Origin of the sequence: Streptomyces sp. NPDC079141 (genome assembly GCF_040686775.1) — a bacterium.
Lineage (GTDB): Bacteria > Actinomycetota > Actinomycetes > Streptomycetales > Streptomycetaceae > Streptomyces.
In genome coordinates this window covers 676,504-691,736 of the sequence record NZ_JBFBLP010000001.1, presented here as the reverse complement: position 1 = coordinate 691,736, position 15,233 = coordinate 676,504, and the positions used below count along the sequence as shown (strand labels likewise).

The following is a 15,233-nucleotide window of genomic DNA, read 5'->3' as shown; positions in this document are numbered from 1 at the left end:
GATACTTTCCCTTGACGCATCGAGCGTCATAAGAATTCTTATGGATGGAGTTTGCGTGCCCAGCCTGGATCTGCTGTCGACGTTCCTGGAGATCTACCGGTCCGGATCCCTGTCGGCCGCCGCTCAGCGGCTCGGCGTCACCCAGCCCGCCGTCACCGGACAGCTCGCCCGGCTGGAGGAAGAGGTCGGCGAGCCGCTGTTCGTGCGCTCCCGCAGGGGCGTCACCCCCACACCGCGCGCCGCGGCGCTGGCCGCCCGCGTCGGACTGCACGTCGACGAACTGCGCGAGGCCCTCGGCTCCGCCGACGCACAGCCGGCGCTGCGCGGCACCCTGCGGATCGGCGGCGCGGCCGAGGTGATGACGCTGCGCGTGCTGCCCGCCCTCGCGCCCCTGACCGGGCGCGGCCTGTCCGTGCACGCGGCGCTCGGCCTGGCCGACGACCTGCTCAGAACGCTCGCGAACGGCGGCCTCGACCTGGTGGTCTCCGCGGTACGGCCCACTGGCGACGCCGTCCTCGCCGTACCGCTCGTCGACGAGGAGTTCCTGCTGGTGGCGCCGCCCGCGCTGGCGCACACCGTGGACGCGGAGCGGCTGCGCGGCGAACCGGCACGGGCGCTGGCCCATCTGCCGCTGGTCGCCTACGCGGAGGAGCTGCCGATCGTCCGGCGGTACTGGCGCAGCGAGTTCGGGCGCCGCCCGGCCAACCCCGTCGCGCTGGTCGTGTCCGATCTGCGGGCGGTGCTGGCCGCGGTCGAGGCGGGCGCCGGAATCTCCGTACTGCCGCGCTATCTGGCCGCCCCGGCGCTCGCGGCGGGCACCGTGGTGCAGCTCCACGAGCCCGAGGTCCCGCCCCTGAACACCCTCTATCTGGCCGCCCGACGAGGGGCGCCGGGCAACCCGGCGCTCACCGTCGTCCGCGACCACCTGCTGCGGACCGCCCGCGAATGGGGCGGGCTGTGACGCCTCAGGCAGGCACCTTCAGCGTCTCGACCGCCCGGACGAGTGGGGCGAGTTCGGGGTTCTTGGCTGCCTCGTCGAGGGCTTCGCGCAGGGCGGTCTCGTTGGTGGGGCGTGCTTCTTCGAGGAGGGTGAGGCCTGCTGCGGTGACGTTGGTGTAGATGCCGCGGCGGTCGGTGGGGCAGAGGTAGCGGGCGAGCAGGCCGCGGTCTTCGAGGCGGGTGACCAGGCGGGTGGTGGCGCTCTGGCTGAGGACGACGGCGTCGGCGACCTGTTTCATTTGGAGGTGGCCGCCTTCGCCGTCGTGCTGGCGGCTGAGGACGTCGAGCAGGGAGTACTCGCGCACGCTGAGGTCGTGTCCGGCCTGGAGGGCGCGTTCGATGTGGGTCTCGATCCGCCCGTGCAGCAGGGAGAGCGCGCACCAGCCCTGGGCGAGGGCGGTGAGTGCGGGGTCTGTGGCGGTCATGAGGCCTGTCTCCTCCGTCCGGATGCGGCTGCCTCCAGGATAGCCAAGAATGAAATAGTCATCGTGAGCGGCTATGTGGCGAATGCAAGCACCCGGAAATCCGATGGCCGCCATGATCACGCCGCCGGTATCGTCCGGACCACCCGACCGGTCACCTCCGAGGACCGGCGACGGCACCGAGAGCGAACCCCCATGACCGGCCGGCCCACCACCACGACCCTCTGGCGCCCCACCGGCCCCAAGGAGCTGGACCTGGTCCGCGAGCTCCACTGGCGCGCCTGGCCGCCGCGCCTGCCCGAGCAGCCGATCTTCTACCCGGTGCTCAACGAGGACTACGCGATCAGGATCGCCCGGGACTGGAACGTCAAGCACGACGGCGCCGGATTCGTGACCCGCTTCGAGGTCGAGTCGGCCTTCCTGACCCGCTACCCCGTACAGCAGGCGGGCGGCGAGACGATCCTGGAGCTGTGGGTTCCGGCCGAGGAACTCGATGAGTTCAACACGCACATCGTCGGCACGATCGAGGTCGTCCACGAATTCCGGTGAAGAGCTGAAGAAAGGAAAGTGCGCATATGTCGTCCGGGTACGGCTTTCACCCGCTGATTCTCGTCGTGAGGTTCGCCTTGGAGCTGGTGGCCCTGGTGTGCTTCGGGCTCTGGGCATGGAGCACGGCGCCCACTCCACTGCGATACCTCCTCGTGGTCGCCGTCCCCCTGGCCGTGGCCGTGCTCTGGGGCGTCTTCGCCACCCCGGACGATGCGTCCCGGTCCGGCGAGACCGTGATCGCGACCCCCGGCCCGCTGCGGCTCGTGCTGGAGCTGGCCGTCTTCTTCGGCGGCGCGGCGGCGATCTACGCGGCGGGTTTCCAGGCGTCGGCCCTGACGCTCGCCGGGGTGCTGGTCGTGTACCACCTCCTGTCCTGGGACCGCGTGGTGTGGCTGCTCGGACATTGAGCCGCCCGGCCACGGAACCCGGAACAGCAGGGCGGCCGCGTTCAGGAGGCTGACGGAGCCGCCTTCGCCCGCATCATCACGCAGTCGAACTCCACGACCCGCCCCGTCGTGGCCTCGCGCGTCACCGGGTACATGCCGGTGATCTCGAAGCCGCCGTTCTCGTACGCGGCGACCGCCTCGGCCATCGCCGGGCTGCCCTCGTACAACCGCAGCACGGCGACCTCCGACTGAAGACCCACGAAGTCCGTGACCCGCTCGCCGGCGCCGGCGAACACCTCAAGGTCGTAGCCCTGGGTGTCCATCTTCAGGAAGGGGCGCGGCTCTGCGATGCCGTCGAGCGCCTCCTCCAGTACGCCGTCCAGGCGCCGGATCCGGATCTGCTCGGTCTGTGTCTTGTGGAACCGCTGGTAGCGGCCGCGGCCGTAATCGCTGGCCGGGAGCAGGGAGTTCATCGTGTTCCAGCCGACGTGGATGTCGGCGGTCGTGTCCTCGCGGCCCAGCCCGCAGTGGTGCACCCGCCACTCCGGGTCGTGCTCGGCGGCCTTGCGCAGCCGGGCGAAGGCCTCGGCCGTGGGCTCGAAGGAGACGATCCGGCCGGTGTAGCCGAGCCGGCGCAGCCGCTTGGCGTACTGGCCGTGGTTCGCACCGACGTCGATGACACAGTTCACGCCGTACAGGTCGAGCATCGCCGTCACGTGCTGGGTGCACAGATACTCGGCGGCCGCCATCTGGAACTTGCGCTCGTCCGCCGCGGTCCGCTCGCCGAGGAGGAGCCGCGCCCCGGTGTCGCCGAGCCGGACGCTGTCCCACTGGCCGGGTGCCGTACCGGGCTTGTCGCGCAGCACGAACCAGGTGTCCTTGCCCGCGGCGGTCACCGTGTACCGGCCGTCGTCCCGGGTCAGCAGGTCGGCCCCCGGTCCGAGCGGGGTGCGCACATGCCCACCGCGCCGGGAGACCACCGCGGTCCCCGGTCCGAGGTCCGTCACCCGCAGGCCGAACTTGGGCATCAGCTGGAGCAGTCGTCGGTAAAGGGTCTGCATCCGCCCACCCTTGCAGAGTTGTCCGGAAGTCATCGCTTGTTTGAACGGTTTTCAACGGGCGGGTTTCGAGCGGGAGTTGGCTCGTGCGCTCATCCGGTCGGGTCACCCGCGTTGCCGGGGTACGGCCGCCCGGTGAGGCTGCCGTAGGAAACAGCGCCGTTCAGCAGGAGGTATGCATGCGCACGTCCCCGGTCCTCGCCGTGGCCGCGCTGGTCATGGTCACGACTCTCGGTGGCGCCGGTACGGCCGCGGCCGACTTCTGCGACGAGTACGAAGCCTGCGCCCAGGGCAGCGCGACGAACTCGCCCGGCGTCGGCAGCGGCAACCTCGTACAGGCCCCCGTGCACGCCCCCGTCAACGCCTGCGGCAACACCGTCACCGTCGTCGGCATCCAGAACCACACCACGGACGACGTCTGCGTCAACGACTGAACGCTTGACTTCGAGAGCGCTCGAAGTCATAGCGTCACCGGTGTAGGTGACGGTCCCCGTGAGCGGAGACGGACATGCGTGTGGGTGTGCACATCAACCGGTTCGACCACCCGGGAGGCGGGCCGGCGCTGGGCGCCGAGCTCGCCGCGGCGGGCGCGGCCGCCGAGGCGGCGGGCGTGAGCTGGCTGTCGGTGATGGACCACTACTTCCAGATGGAGTTCAACGGCGGCGCCGAAGCACCCATGCTGGAGGCCTACACGACGCTCGGCTATCTCGCCGGGCACACCTCCACGGTCCAACTCGGCGCGCTGGTCACGGGTGTGACGTACCGTCACCCCGGACTGCTCGCCAAGATCGCCACCTCGCTCGACGTGCTCTCCGGCGGCCGGGCCACCCTCGGCATCGGCGCCGCCTGGTACGACCGTGAGCATCACGGTCTCGGTGTCGGGTTCCCACCGGTCGCCGAGCGCTTCGAGCGGCTGGAGGAGACGCTGCGGATCTGCCGGCAGATGTGGGACCCGGACGACAACGGCCCCTTCGAGGGCCGGCACTACCGGCTCGCCGAGACCCTGTGCGTACCGGCCCCGGTCAGCCGGCCGCACCCCGAGATCATGATCGGCGGCGGGGGAGAGAAGAAGACGCTGCGGCTGGTCGCCCGGTACGGCGACGCGTGCAACCTGTTCGCGACCTCCCCGGAGGAGGTCGCCCACAAACTCGACGTGCTGCGCCGCCACTGCGACACGGAGGGGCGGGACTACGACGAGATCCGCCGGACCGTGGTCTACACCGGCGAGGCCGCCAACGTGGGCGACCTCGACGCCTTCACCCGGGACATCGGCGGATACACGAAGTTCGGCATCGACACCGTGATCCTCGCGCCGCGCACGGGGGAGCCGGCCGCGTTCATCGAGAGCTTCGCGGCCCCGGCCGTTCAGCGGCTGGCCGGGCTCGACTGAGCGGGGGCGGGCGGGCAGCTGCGCGAGACGATCCGGGTGCCGCCCGCCTCGATCACGCGGACCTGTAACGAGCCGCAGACACACCGGGTCCACACCGTGCTGCCGGCCGCGGTGCCGTGCCGGGACACCACCTGGAAGGGCTCGGCGCCGTCCGGCCACCCGCAGTGCGGGCAGAGGGTGCCGGTCGTGCTGATCATGGCAACTCCTCGTACGTCGTGGTCGGTTCGGTGTCGCGACACGGCCAGAGTGCAGTGCGACGTCCGTACACGTCCAGGTTGACTTTGCGGACCTCACCTTGAAGCGTGGGCTTCATGATTGACCTGCGCCGACTGCACGTCCTGAGGGCGGTCGCCCTCCCCCAGTTCTCGGCTTCGCTCGAACCGGGGGGACCCCCATCGGCACGGTCACCGCGGCCGCCCGGGCCCTGCACTTCACCCCGTCCGCCGCCTCCCAGCAGATCCGGCAGCTCGCCCGTGACCTGGGCGTCGACCTGCTGGAACCGCAGGGACGCGGGGTACGGCTGACCCCGGCCGCGCAGAGCCTGCTCGCGCACGCCGACGCCATCGAGGCCCGCTGGGAGGAGGCCGAGCTCGATCTGCGCGCCGAGTACGGCGACCCCGCAGGGCCGCTGCGGGTCGGCGGCTTTCCGGTCGCCGTGTCGGTGCTGCTGGCCCCGATGGCCGCGCGGCTGCGCGAGCGGCACCGGCGGCTGACCGTGCACATCCAGGAGACAGGGGTGACGGAGAGCTTCGACCTGCTCTTCGAGGGGGAGCTCGACCTGGCCGTGGTGGAGGCCACCCCGCGCAATCCGCCGCTGAGCGACGCGCGCTTCGACCAGCAGCCGCTGCTGGACGACCCGTTCGACCTCGTCGTCCCCGCGGACCATCCGCTGGCCGGGCGCGAGGGCGTGGGCCTCGCCGAGGCGGCGCACGAGGACTGGATCGCCCCGGTGCCGGACAGTCCCTGCCGGCTGCATGTGCTGTCGGCGTGCGGGGCGGCCGGGTTCACCCCCGGCGTGGTCCATCACGCGCTGGACTGCAACGTCACGGCCCACCTCGTCGCGCACCGGCTCGGCGTCGCCCTGATCCCGCGCCTCGCCCAGCTGACCCCGCACCTGCCCATCACCCGGGTTCGCTGCACCGGCAACCCGCACCGCAAGCTCCTCAGCTGCACCCGCCGCGGCTGCCGCACCCGCCCGGCGGTGGCCGCGGCGCTGGAGGAGCTGCGGGAACTGGCGCCGACGGCGGTGGCCTGAGCCCTCAGCGGCCGTCGGTGAGGGTGAGCTGGCGGCGGTGGAAGTCGAAGTGTTGGGTCGGGTATCGATAGAGGTCCGCGACGGTCATCACGTCCTGGAAGAACGGGTCCCACCGCGTGGGGTAGTGCATGGCGAGCGCGAGATCGGCCTCCTGCTCTGCATCGAGGCTGCGGTGCAACCAGCCGATCACACGGTCGAACGCCGTCCCCATCCGCCGCCGTCCGAGGACCCTGGCCGCGCCGACCGGGCCCAGGTAGTTGATCACGTCGAACAGCCCGGTCCCCGCGCTCAGGATCCGGGCGAAGACCCGGGAGGCGCCGCTCGGCAGCCGCCCGAACACCCGCAGCAGCACCAGGAGCGGCCGGATCAGGATGTAGCCGAACAGCATGTGGAACAGCAGCTGCCCATTGGTCCATCGGGTGCCCGCGGTGCCCCGACGCAGGTCGGCGTCGGTGGCGCCGTCGAGGAGCCGGTGAAACGTGACGCGGGCCCGCTCCAGCTCGGCGTGTATCGCCTGCCGGTCCACCGCGGACTCCGCCATGACGGCCTCCCGCTCCGGGTGCGGATCACGCGCCTCTTGTCGTGCTTCCCCGATTGTCCCGCTTCCGCTCCGGCTCGTCCGTGAGCTGTGAGCCGGTCAGCGCATGACGAAAGCGGGGCACGAGCCTCCCGGCTCGTGCCCCGCTTGCCGGCTGTGGGCGTCAGGCGGCAGCGGTCTCGTCGGCGTGGCCGTAGACGCGGGCGATGACCTCGGTCAGCTGGGCGGCGACCTCGGTGTCGTCGACCGGGTGGGTCTCGGCGAAGCGGGTCACGGAGCCGGGGATGGAGAGCTTGACGTCCTCCAGCACCTTGCCGCCGGCGATGCCCACGGCCTTGCGGGTCTCGTCCTGCGCCCATACGCCGCCGTACTGGCCGAAGGCGGTGCCGACCACGGCGACGGGCTTGCCGCCGAAGGCGCCGGCGCCGTACGGGCGGGACAGCCAGTCGATGGCGTTCTTCAACACGGCCGGGATGGTGCCGTTGTACTCGGGCGAGAACAGCAGGAAGGCGTCGGAGGCCTGCGCGGCCTCGCGCAGCTTGGCGGCGGCGGCCGGGACGCTGCCCTCGACGTCGATGTCCTCGTTGTAGAAGGGGATCTCGGCCAGGCCCTCGAAGAGCACGACCTCGGAGCCCTCGGGAGCGAGCTTCACGGCCGCCTCGGCGAGCTGGCGGTTGTGCGAACCGGCACGAAGGCTGCCGACGAGCGCGAGGATTCGAACAGACATGCTAACTCCAAAGGACTCAAGCGGGGGTCAGGAAGCGGACCGCGGTCCGGTTTCTTTTGTAGCACCTTAAGCGGACCGCGGTCCAGTTTCATTCCCGATGCTTTACGCTGGCTTCATGTCCGCGTCCCTGCCGCCCTTCCCGTTGCCACAGGAGCCTCTCGACGAGCCGGAGTTGCTGCAGCTCGGTTCCGCCGAGGACGAGCCGTGCCTGCGGGCCGACGCGGCCCGCAACCGGGCCAGGCTGCTGGAGGCCGCGGCCCGGCTGGTGGCCGAGCACGGCGCGGCCGGCGTGACCATGGAGGCGGTGGCCGCGGCGGCCTCGGTAGGCAAGGGGACGGTCTTCCGCCGCTTCGGCGACCGCACCGGCCTGCTCACGGCCCTGCTCGACCACTCCGAGAAGAACTTCCAGGCCGCGTTCATCGGCGGCCCGCCCCCGCTGGGGCCCGGGGCACCCCCGGTGGAGCGGCTCCAGGCCTTCGGCTGCGCCCTGCTGCGCCGCTCCGCCGACGAACTGGAGCTCCAGCTCGCGGCCGACCCCGGCGCGGAACGCCGCTTCTCCAACGCCCCCCGCCGCTTCCTGCGCGGCCACGTCCTGCTGCTCCTGCGCCAGATCGTCCCGGACGCGGACTGCGAACTGCTCGCTCTGACGCTCATGTCCTACCTGGACCCCGCGGTGATCCACTACCGGACCAAGGTCTGCGACATGCCGCAGGAGCGGGTGGAGGCGGGCTGGCTGGACCTGGTCGCCCGGGTGACACGCACGGAACTGCCCGGCTGAGCCCGCCCGGCGGCAGCGGGGAGAACCGGTCGTCCCGCCAACATTTTCGTTGAGGCGCGTACCGTCGTCCCCCGCCCGGACCCCCGCCCCACACCTCTGCCAAGATGCCGTACGTCATGGTGCAGATACCGAACACGCCCGCCCCCGCGTCCCCCGCACCGCGCTCCGTGCCCACGAGCGCCGATGTGGCCCGCCTGGCCGGCGTCTCGCGCGCGACCGTCTCCTACGTACTCAACAACACCAGCGCCGTACGCATCAGCGAGCCCACCCGGCGCCGGGTGCGCGAGGCGGCCAAGGAACTGGGGTACGTCCCGCACGCGGCGGCCCGCAGCCTGCGCGCCGGACACAGCCGTATGGTCCTCATGCCCGCGCCCGCCTTCCCGGTCGGCCCGCTCTACAGCCAGTTCATCGCCGACCTCCAGGGGGCGCTGGGCCGCCTGGACTACACGGTCGTGCAGTACGGCAGCGTCGGCCTGTACGGCGACGAGGCCGCCCGCGCCTGGGCCGAGCTGCGGCCCGTCGCCGTCCTGGTGCCGGGCTCCGGGCTCGGCCCGCAGGGCGTGACGGTGCTCAAGCGCTCCGGCGCCCGGGCCGTGGTCACCATGGGCCCCGAATCGGTCGAGGGCGCCCACGCGCTGCTGATGGACCACTCGGCCGTCGGCCACTGCGCCGGCACCCACCTCCACGAGCGCGGCCGGCGCCGTATCGGCGTCGTCATGCCCGAGGAGCCCGGCCTGGAGTCCTTCTCCGGACCCCGCCTTGCCGGCGTGCGCCGCGCCCTGTCCGGCACCGACGCCACCGTCACCGAACTGCCCCTCGGCTACGACGAGGAGGCTGCCGCGCGCCTCGCCGCCCGCTGGCGCGGCCTCGACCTCGACGCCGTGTTCGCGTACAACGACGAGTACGCGATGCTGCTGATGCGCGCCCTTCAGGACGAGGGCGTGCGCATCCCCGAGGACGCGGCCGTCATCGGCGCCGACGACCTGATGCTCGGACGACTGCTGCGGCCCCGGCTCAGCACGGTCCATATCGAGCTGCCGTCCGGCCGTGACCTCGCCGAACTGGTCGACCGCGCGGTGCGCAACCCCGGCGCCGCGCCCGAGACGCACAAGGTGCTGGGAGCCTCGGTGGTGCACCGCGACTCCAGCTGACCCCGGGGGAGGCCCGCCATGCGCACCACGGTCGGCATCATCGGCGGCGGGCCCGCCGGACTCCTGCTCGCCCGCCTGCTGCACCGCGAGGGCATCGACTGTGTCGTCCTGGAGAGCAGGACGCGCGCCTACGTCGAACAGCGCCAGCGCGCCGGAATGCTGGAGCAGGGCACGGTCGACGCGTTACGGCAGGCGGGCGCGGCCGACCGGCTGCACGCCGAGGGCCTGGTGCACCAGGGCATCGAGTTGCGCTTCGACCGCGAACGGCACCGCATCGACTTCCCGGCCCTCACCGGCGGCCGTACCGTCACCATCTACGCCCAGACCGAGATCGTGAAGGACCTGGTCGCCCTCCAACTCGCCGACGGGCCACGGCTGTTGTTCGAGGCGGAGGCGGTCGGGATCGACGGCGTGGACGGCGAGCGGCCCGTCGTACGATTCCTGCACCAGGGCCGCGAACAGACACTGACCTGCGACTGGGTCGCCGGCTGCGACGGTTCCCACGGCATCGCCCGCGCGGCGGTCCCGGCCGCGCTGAGCCGCACGTACGCGCACGACCACCCCTACTCCTGGCTCGGGGTCCTCGCCGAAGTCCCGCCGTCCAGCGATGAGTTGATCTACGCCCGCGGGGAGCGCGGCTTCGCCCTGCACAGCATGCGTTCGCCGACGGTGTCCCGGCTCTACCTCCAGGTGCCCAACGGCACCGATCCGGACGACTGGCCCGACGGCCGGATCTGGGACGAACTCGCCGCCCGCTTCGCGGTCGACGCCGACTGGACCCTCGACCGCGGGCCGATCACCGCCAAGTCCGTGACGCCGATGCGCAGTTACGTCCACGAGCCGATGCGCCACGGCCGGCTGCTGCTGGCCGGCGACGCCGCCCACATCGTGCCGCCCACCGGGGCCAAGGGGCTCAACCTCGCCGTCTCCGACGTCCGCGTCCTCGCCCCCGCCCTCACCGAGTGGTGCCGCACAGGCGGGACACAACTGATCGACAGATACTCGGAAGTGTGTCTCGAACGTGTGTGGCAGGCGACCCGTTTCTCGTATGACATGACTAAGATGTTGCACGCTCAACCAGACGGGGATGCGTTCGACCAGCGGATGCAGCTCGCACGTCTGCGCCGGGTCACCGCATCCCGCCACGCGGCCGCCGAACTGGCGGCGAACTACACGGGACTTCCGCTCGCCCGGTGAGTCCCGCGGTGACCGAACGGAGAGCCGTCATGTCGTTGCTCGACCCCAAATCCTGGCAGCCCCGGCCCCTGACCGGGCCCGAGCACACCGTCACTGAGCCCGCCACCGGCGAAGCGCTCGGCACGGTCACGCTCGCCGCCGCCGAGGACGTCGCACCGGCCGCGGAGGCCGCCCGCGCCGCCCAGGCCGAGTGGGCGCGCCTGCCGCACTTCGTGCGCGCCGGGGTCCTGCGCCGGGCCGGCGACCTGTTCGCCGCGCACACCGACGAACTGCGCGAATGGCTGGTCCGCGAGTCGGGCTCCATCCCCGGCAAGGCCGACTTCGAACTGCACGTCGCCGCCCAGGAGTGCTACGAGGCCGCCGCCCTCGCCTCCCGCCCGGCCGGAGTCGTCCTGCCCAGCGAGGCACCCCGCCTCTCCTACACCCGCCGGGTCCCCGTCGGCGTCGTCGGCGTGATCTCCCCGTTCAACGCCCCGCTGATCCTCTCCATCCGCTCCGTCGCACCCGCCCTCGCGCTCGGCAACGCGGTCGTGCTGAAGCCGGACCCGCGCACCGCGGTCTGCGGCGGACTGTCCCTCGCCGCGGTCTTCGCCGAGGCGGGACTGCCCGAGGGCCTGCTGCACATCCTGCCGGGCGGCGCGGAGACCGGCGCGGCCCTGGTCGCCGACCCGCGGGTGCCCGTCATCTCCTTCACCGGCTCCACCGCGGCCGGCCGGGCCGTCGGCGAGGCCGCCGGACGCCACCTCAAGCGCGCGCACCTGGAGCTGGGCGGCAACTCCGCCCTGGTCGTGCTGGAGGACGCCGACATCGACGCGGTGATCTCCACCGCCGCCTGGGGGTCCTTCTTCCACCAGGGGCAGATCTGCATGACGACAGGCCGCCACCTGGTCCACCGGTCGCTGTACGCGGAGTACGTCGAGCGCCTGGCCGCCAAGGCAGACTCGCTCGCCGTCGGCGACCCGCACCGCGACCAGGTCCATCTCGGCCCGCTCATCGACGCGACCCAGCTCGCCAAGGTGCACGGCCTGGTCGAGGCCAGCACCGCCGGCGGCGCCAAGCTGGCCGCGGGCGGCACCCATGACCGGCTTTTCTACCGGCCCACGGTCCTGGCCGACGTGGACGACCGGACGCCCGCGTACGCCGAGGAGGTGTTCGGCCCGGTCGCGCCCGTACGGTCCTTCGCCACTGTCGAGGAGGCGGCGGCGCTCGCCGCGGACAGCCCCTACGGCCTGTCCCTCGGGATCGTCACCCGCGACGCCGCCCGGGGCCTCGATCTCGCCGAGCGCATCCCGACCGGCATCGTGCACATCAACGACCAGACGGTGAACGACGAGGCCGTGGCGCCTTTCGGCGGTACGGCCGCCTCCGGCACCGGCGCCCGGTTCGGCGGCGAGGCCAACCTGGAGGCCTTCACCGACCTGCGCTGGACGACGGTGCGCGGTGACGTGGCGCCGTACCCCTTCTAGGAATTACTGGCCGTTCTGCTCGGCCTGCGCCTGCTGCGCGGCGACGGCCTTGCGGACCTCGTCCATGTCGAGCTTGCGCGCCTGTCCGATGACGTCCGTCAGGGCGGCCTCGGGCAGGGCGCCCGGCTGCGCGAACACGGCCACCTGGTCCCGCACGATCATCAGGGTCGGGATCGACTGGATACCGAAGGCCGCGGCCAGCTCCGGCTGCGCCTCGGTGTCCACCTTGCCGAACACCAGATCCGGGTTCTCCTCGGCCGCCTTCTCGTAAACCGGGGCGAACTGCCGGCACGGACCGCACCAAGCCGCCCAGAAGTCGATCAGGACGAACTCGTTGTCCGTGACCATCTGGTCGAAGTTCTCCTTGGTGAGCTCCACGGTGCTGCTCATGGCGTGTTCCCTCTTCCTGGTGTCGGGGCGAAGCCGTCGGCACAACACGGCCGGACGGACAGGTATTCCGTGCGCGCGTTCCGTGCGCGGACAGACACGCATCGGCGCGCTTACCCGTGTGGCCACACCGCACACCACCCACCAGACTGAGCCCATGACGGAAACGGAAACCAAGGCGTACGACGTCGTCGTGCTCGGAGCCGGACCCGTGGGGGAGAACGTGGCCGACCGCACCCGTGCGGCCGGTCTGTCCACCGCGGTCGTGGAGAGCGAACTCGTCGGCGGCGAATGCTCGTACTGGGCGTGCATGCCCAGCAAGGCCCTGCTGCGCCCGGTCATCGCCCAGGCCGACGCCCGCCGCCTGCCGGGACTGAGCGGCGCGGTGCAGGGCCCCCTCGACACGGCCGCGGTCCTCGCCCGCCGGGACGAGTACACCGCCCACTGGAAGGACGACGGACAGGTCGGCTGGCTGGAGGGCATCGGCGCCGACCTCTACCGCGGACACGGCCGTATCACCGGCCCGCGCACGGTGACCGTGGGCGACAAGATCCTGACCGCCCGGCACGCCGTCGCCGTCTGCACCGGCACCCGGGCCCAACTGCCGGACCTGCCCGGCCTCGCCGAGGTCAAGCCCTGGACCAGCCGGGAAGCCACCAGTGCCCGGCGGGCCCCCGGGCGCCTGGTCGTCGTGGGCGGCGGAGTCGTCGCCACCGAGATGGCCTGCGCCTGGCAGGCCCTGGGGTCGCAGGTCACGCTCCTGGTCCGGGGCAAGGGACTGCTCTCCCGCATGGAGCCGTTCGCCGGCGAACTGGTCGCCGAGGCGCTCACCGAGGCGGGGACCGACGTGCGCACCGGCACCTCCGTGCGGTCCGTGACCCGCGAGAACGGCACGGTCGTGGTTGTCACCGACGCGGGCGACCGCATCGAGGCCGACGAGATCCTCTTCGCCACCGGCCGCACCCCGCGCACCGACGACATCGGCCTGGACTCCATCGGCATCGAACCCGGCTCCTGGCTCCCGGTCGACGACAGCCTGCGCGTCACCGGCAGCGACTGGCTCTACGCCGTCGGCGACGTCAACCACCGCGCCCTCCTCACCCACCAGGGCAAGTACCAGGCCCGCATCGCCGGTGCCGCCATCGCCGCCCGTGCCTCGGGCGTCCCGCTGCTGGAGTCCGATCCCTGGGGCGCGCACGCCGCCACCGCCGACCACGCCGCCGTCCCCCAGGTCGTCTTCAGCGACCCCGAGGCCGCCGCCGTAGGCCTCTCCCTGGCCGAGGCCGAACAGGCGGGCCACCGAGTCCGCGCCGTCGACTACGACCTCGCCAACGTCTCCGGCGCATCCCTGTACGGCGACGGCTACCGGGGCCGCGCCCGCATGGTCGTCGACCTCGAACGCGAAATCCTCCTCGGCGTCACCTTCGTCGGCCCCGGCGTCGGCGAACTCATCCACTCGGCCACCATCGCGGTCGCCGGCGAGGTCCCGATCAGCCGGCTGTGGCACGCGGTTCCGTCGTATCCGACGATCAGCGAGGTGTGGCTGCGGCTGTTGGAGACGTTCCGGGACAACTGAACCACCCGATGCCGCCGCACCCTTCCTGACCTGCACGACTGTGGGTCCGGGGAGGGTGCGGCGGCAATTCTGGGACTTCTCCGGGAATCCGTGGTCAGGACCCGGCTGTTGCTGCCGCCCCGGCGCGGGCCCGGTGTGCGCGGATCTCGTCGTGGTGGTCGGCGGCCCAGCCGACCAGGCTCGTCACGATCTCGTGGAGGCCGCGGCCCAGCGGGGTGAGGGAGTACTCGACGCGCGGCGGAACCTCCGCGTATGCCGTGCGGGTGATCAGGCCGTCCTCCTGGAGCTGGCGCAGGGTGAGGGTGAGCATCCGCTGGGAGATTCCGGGGACTTGGCGCTGCAGCTCGGTGTAGCGCAGCGGGCCGGACTCCACGACGGCGATGAGGAGCAGGCTCCACTTGTCGCCGACGCGGTCGAGGACCTGCCGGATGAAGGCCATCTGCTCGGCGGGGATGCCGGCGCAGGGCCCCACTGCTGCCGCGCCGTCCGAACCTGTCGTGGCCTCCATGACGCACATTCCTCTCCGGCACGAACACCGATGTGCCTTTTGTATCGACTTCCATACTGTCCCATCATGGCGCTACGCACAAAACGTAGGAATTGAAGCGCAGGCATGGGAGGCGCGTCATGAAGATCGAGATCTGGGCCGAGGTCACCTGCCCGTGGTGCGGCCTTGGCAGCCACCGTCTGGACCGGGCCCTGGAGCGGTTCGAGCACGGCGACGAAGTGGAGGTCATCCACCGCTCGTTCCCGCTGAGCAGCTCGTTCCCCGTGGGCCAGACCTTCGGCGTCCGTGAGGCGCTGCTGCGCCGACACGGCCTGGGCGGCTCCCAGGCGGAGGCGTCCACCCGCCGGATCGAGGCACTGGCCGAGGCCGAGGGGCTCAGCCCCTACAGAGTGCTGGACAACCGGGTCGGCAACACCGACCTGGCGCACGAGTTCCTCGCCCACGCCTCCGCCGAGGGCAAGAACCGCGAAGCCTGGGACGCGATCTTCCGTGCCTACTTCGGGCAGGCCCGTCCGGTCTTCAGCCTGGACGACCTGCTCGGCCTGGGCCAGGAGATCGGTCTGGACCGGGAGGACACCCGCCAGGCGCTGACCGGGCACCCCTACCTGCGGCAGGTCCGCGACGATGCCGCCCGCGCCCAGCGCCTGGGCGCCACCGGCGCGCCCTTCATCGTCGTCGACGGCACGTACGGCATCCCCGGGGCGCGGCAGAGCGACGGCCTTCTCGACGTGCTGCGCACGGCCTGGGACGAGTCCCACCCGCTCACCTCGGGCGCCGACGGCGACGCTCCGGTCTGCGGCCCCGACGGCTGCGCCGTACCGGCACACGGCTGACCTCCGCCCTTCC

18 protein-coding genes and 1 pseudogene are annotated in these 15,233 nt (G+C 71.9%); 12 read left to right on the top strand and 7 right to left on the bottom strand.

Features of this window, described 5'->3' with window-relative positions; all coding sequences use genetic code 11:
• The first annotated feature begins 55 nt into the window (after positions 1-55).
• Positions 56-961, top strand: coding sequence for a LysR family transcriptional regulator (locus AB0Q90_RS03160; protein WP_363158703.1), 906 nt, complete (start codon positions 56-58; stop codon positions 959-961).
• 4 nt (positions 962-965) lie between these two features.
• Here AB0Q90_RS03160 and AB0Q90_RS03155 read toward each other — a convergent pair whose 3' ends face one another.
• The gene (locus tag AB0Q90_RS03155; RefSeq protein ID WP_365732567.1) at positions 966-1,424 is read right to left on the bottom strand and encodes a MarR family transcriptional regulator; all 459 of its coding nucleotides are present in this window, start codon (positions 1,422-1,424) and stop codon (positions 966-968) included.
• 192 nt (positions 1,425-1,616) lie between these two features.
• Between AB0Q90_RS03155 and AB0Q90_RS03150 the strand changes: the two genes are divergently transcribed.
• Both AB0Q90_RS03150 and AB0Q90_RS03145 read left to right on the top strand, forming a co-directional pair.
• A complete protein-coding gene (locus AB0Q90_RS03150) occupies positions 1,617-1,970 on the top strand; it encodes a hypothetical protein (RefSeq protein ID WP_363162489.1) in 354 nt (117 codons plus the stop codon).
• Between the two features lie 26 nt (positions 1,971-1,996).
• Positions 1,997-2,377 (top strand): YrdB family protein, encoded by a 381-nt coding sequence (locus AB0Q90_RS03145; RefSeq protein ID WP_363162490.1) that lies wholly within the window; start codon positions 1,997-1,999, stop codon positions 2,375-2,377.
• A 41-nt stretch (positions 2,378-2,418) separates the two neighbouring features.
• On the opposite strand, the gene AB0Q90_RS03140 is transcribed toward AB0Q90_RS03145, so the two are convergent.
• The gene (locus AB0Q90_RS03140; protein WP_363162491.1) at positions 2,419-3,417 is read right to left on the bottom strand and encodes an FkbM family methyltransferase; all 999 of its coding nucleotides are present in this window, start codon (positions 3,415-3,417) and stop codon (positions 2,419-2,421) included.
• Positions 3,418-3,593: 176 nt separating this feature from the next.
• On the opposite strand from AB0Q90_RS03140, the gene AB0Q90_RS03135 reads away from it, so the two are divergent.
• Together AB0Q90_RS03135 and AB0Q90_RS03130 are read left to right on the top strand one after the other, a co-directional pair.
• Positions 3,594-3,848 (top strand): chaplin, encoded by a 255-nt coding sequence (locus AB0Q90_RS03135; protein ID WP_363162492.1) that lies wholly within the window; start codon positions 3,594-3,596, stop codon positions 3,846-3,848.
• Positions 3,849-3,922: 74 nt separating this feature from the next.
• Positions 3,923-4,804, top strand: coding sequence for an LLM class F420-dependent oxidoreductase (locus AB0Q90_RS03130; protein WP_363162493.1), 882 nt, complete (start codon positions 3,923-3,925; stop codon positions 4,802-4,804).
• Here AB0Q90_RS03130 and AB0Q90_RS03125 read toward each other — a convergent pair.
• Complete coding sequence (locus AB0Q90_RS03125; protein WP_363162494.1) at positions 4,780-5,001, bottom strand: hypothetical protein; 222 nt, start codon at positions 4,999-5,001, stop codon at positions 4,780-4,782. The two genes, AB0Q90_RS03130 and AB0Q90_RS03125, sit on opposite strands and share 25 nt — an antisense overlap.
• Before the next feature lie 114 nt (positions 5,002-5,115).
• Here AB0Q90_RS03125 and AB0Q90_RS03120 point away from each other — a divergent pair.
• A pseudogene (locus tag AB0Q90_RS03120) lies at positions 5,116-6,059 on the top strand (LysR family transcriptional regulator).
• 4 nt (positions 6,060-6,063) lie between these two features.
• Here AB0Q90_RS03120 and AB0Q90_RS03115 read toward each other — a convergent pair.
• Entirely contained in the window at positions 6,064-6,600 is a 537-nt protein-coding gene (locus AB0Q90_RS03115; protein ID WP_363162495.1) for a DinB family protein, read from the bottom strand.
• Between the two features lie 160 nt (positions 6,601-6,760).
• Positions 6,761-7,324, bottom strand: a complete 564-nt coding sequence (locus AB0Q90_RS03110; protein ID WP_363162496.1) for an NAD(P)H-dependent oxidoreductase — start codon at positions 7,322-7,324, stop codon at positions 6,761-6,763.
• Between the two features lie 115 nt (positions 7,325-7,439).
• On the opposite strand from AB0Q90_RS03110, the gene AB0Q90_RS03105 reads away from it, so the two are divergent.
• From AB0Q90_RS03105 to AB0Q90_RS03090, 4 genes are all read left to right on the top strand, one after another.
• A complete protein-coding gene (locus AB0Q90_RS03105) occupies positions 7,440-8,102 on the top strand; it encodes a helix-turn-helix domain-containing protein (protein WP_363162497.1) in 663 nt (220 codons plus the stop codon).
• A 104-nt stretch (positions 8,103-8,206) separates the two neighbouring features.
• Positions 8,207-9,253 carry a LacI family DNA-binding transcriptional regulator gene (locus AB0Q90_RS03100; protein ID WP_363162498.1) on the top strand — a complete coding sequence of 349 codons (1,047 nt, stop codon included), beginning with the start codon at positions 8,207-8,209 and terminating at the stop codon, positions 9,251-9,253.
• Positions 9,254-9,271: 18 nt separating this feature from the next.
• Positions 9,272-10,450: a 4-hydroxybenzoate 3-monooxygenase gene (locus AB0Q90_RS03095; RefSeq protein ID WP_363162499.1), complete on the top strand. Its 1,179-nt coding sequence runs from the start codon at positions 9,272-9,274 to the stop codon at positions 10,448-10,450.
• A 29-nt stretch (positions 10,451-10,479) separates the two neighbouring features.
• Entirely contained in the window at positions 10,480-11,916 is a 1,437-nt protein-coding gene (locus tag AB0Q90_RS03090; RefSeq protein WP_363162500.1) for an aldehyde dehydrogenase family protein, read from the top strand.
• A 3-nt stretch (positions 11,917-11,919) separates the two neighbouring features.
• Here the strand turns inward: AB0Q90_RS03090 and trxA are convergent, their stop codons facing one another.
• A complete protein-coding gene (trxA, locus tag AB0Q90_RS03085) occupies positions 11,920-12,306 on the bottom strand; it encodes a thioredoxin (RefSeq protein ID WP_363162501.1) in 387 nt (128 codons plus the stop codon).
• Positions 12,307-12,460: 154 nt separating this feature from the next.
• Here trxA and AB0Q90_RS03080 point away from each other — a divergent pair, with 154 nt between their 5' ends.
• On the top strand, positions 12,461-13,879 hold the full coding sequence (locus AB0Q90_RS03080; RefSeq protein ID WP_363162502.1) for an NAD(P)/FAD-dependent oxidoreductase: 1,419 nt from the start codon (positions 12,461-12,463) through the stop codon (positions 13,877-13,879).
• A 94-nt stretch (positions 13,880-13,973) separates the two neighbouring features.
• On the opposite strand, the gene AB0Q90_RS03075 is transcribed toward AB0Q90_RS03080, so the two are convergent.
• The gene (locus AB0Q90_RS03075) at positions 13,974-14,387 is read right to left on the bottom strand and encodes a helix-turn-helix domain-containing protein (protein WP_363162503.1); all 414 of its coding nucleotides are present in this window, start codon (positions 14,385-14,387) and stop codon (positions 13,974-13,976) included.
• 119 nt (positions 14,388-14,506) lie between these two features.
• Between AB0Q90_RS03075 and AB0Q90_RS03070 the strand changes: the two genes are divergently transcribed.
• Positions 14,507-15,220 (top strand): DsbA family oxidoreductase, encoded by a 714-nt coding sequence (locus tag AB0Q90_RS03070; RefSeq protein ID WP_363162504.1) that lies wholly within the window; start codon positions 14,507-14,509, stop codon positions 15,218-15,220.
• The last annotated feature ends 13 nt before the right edge of the window (positions 15,221-15,233 follow it).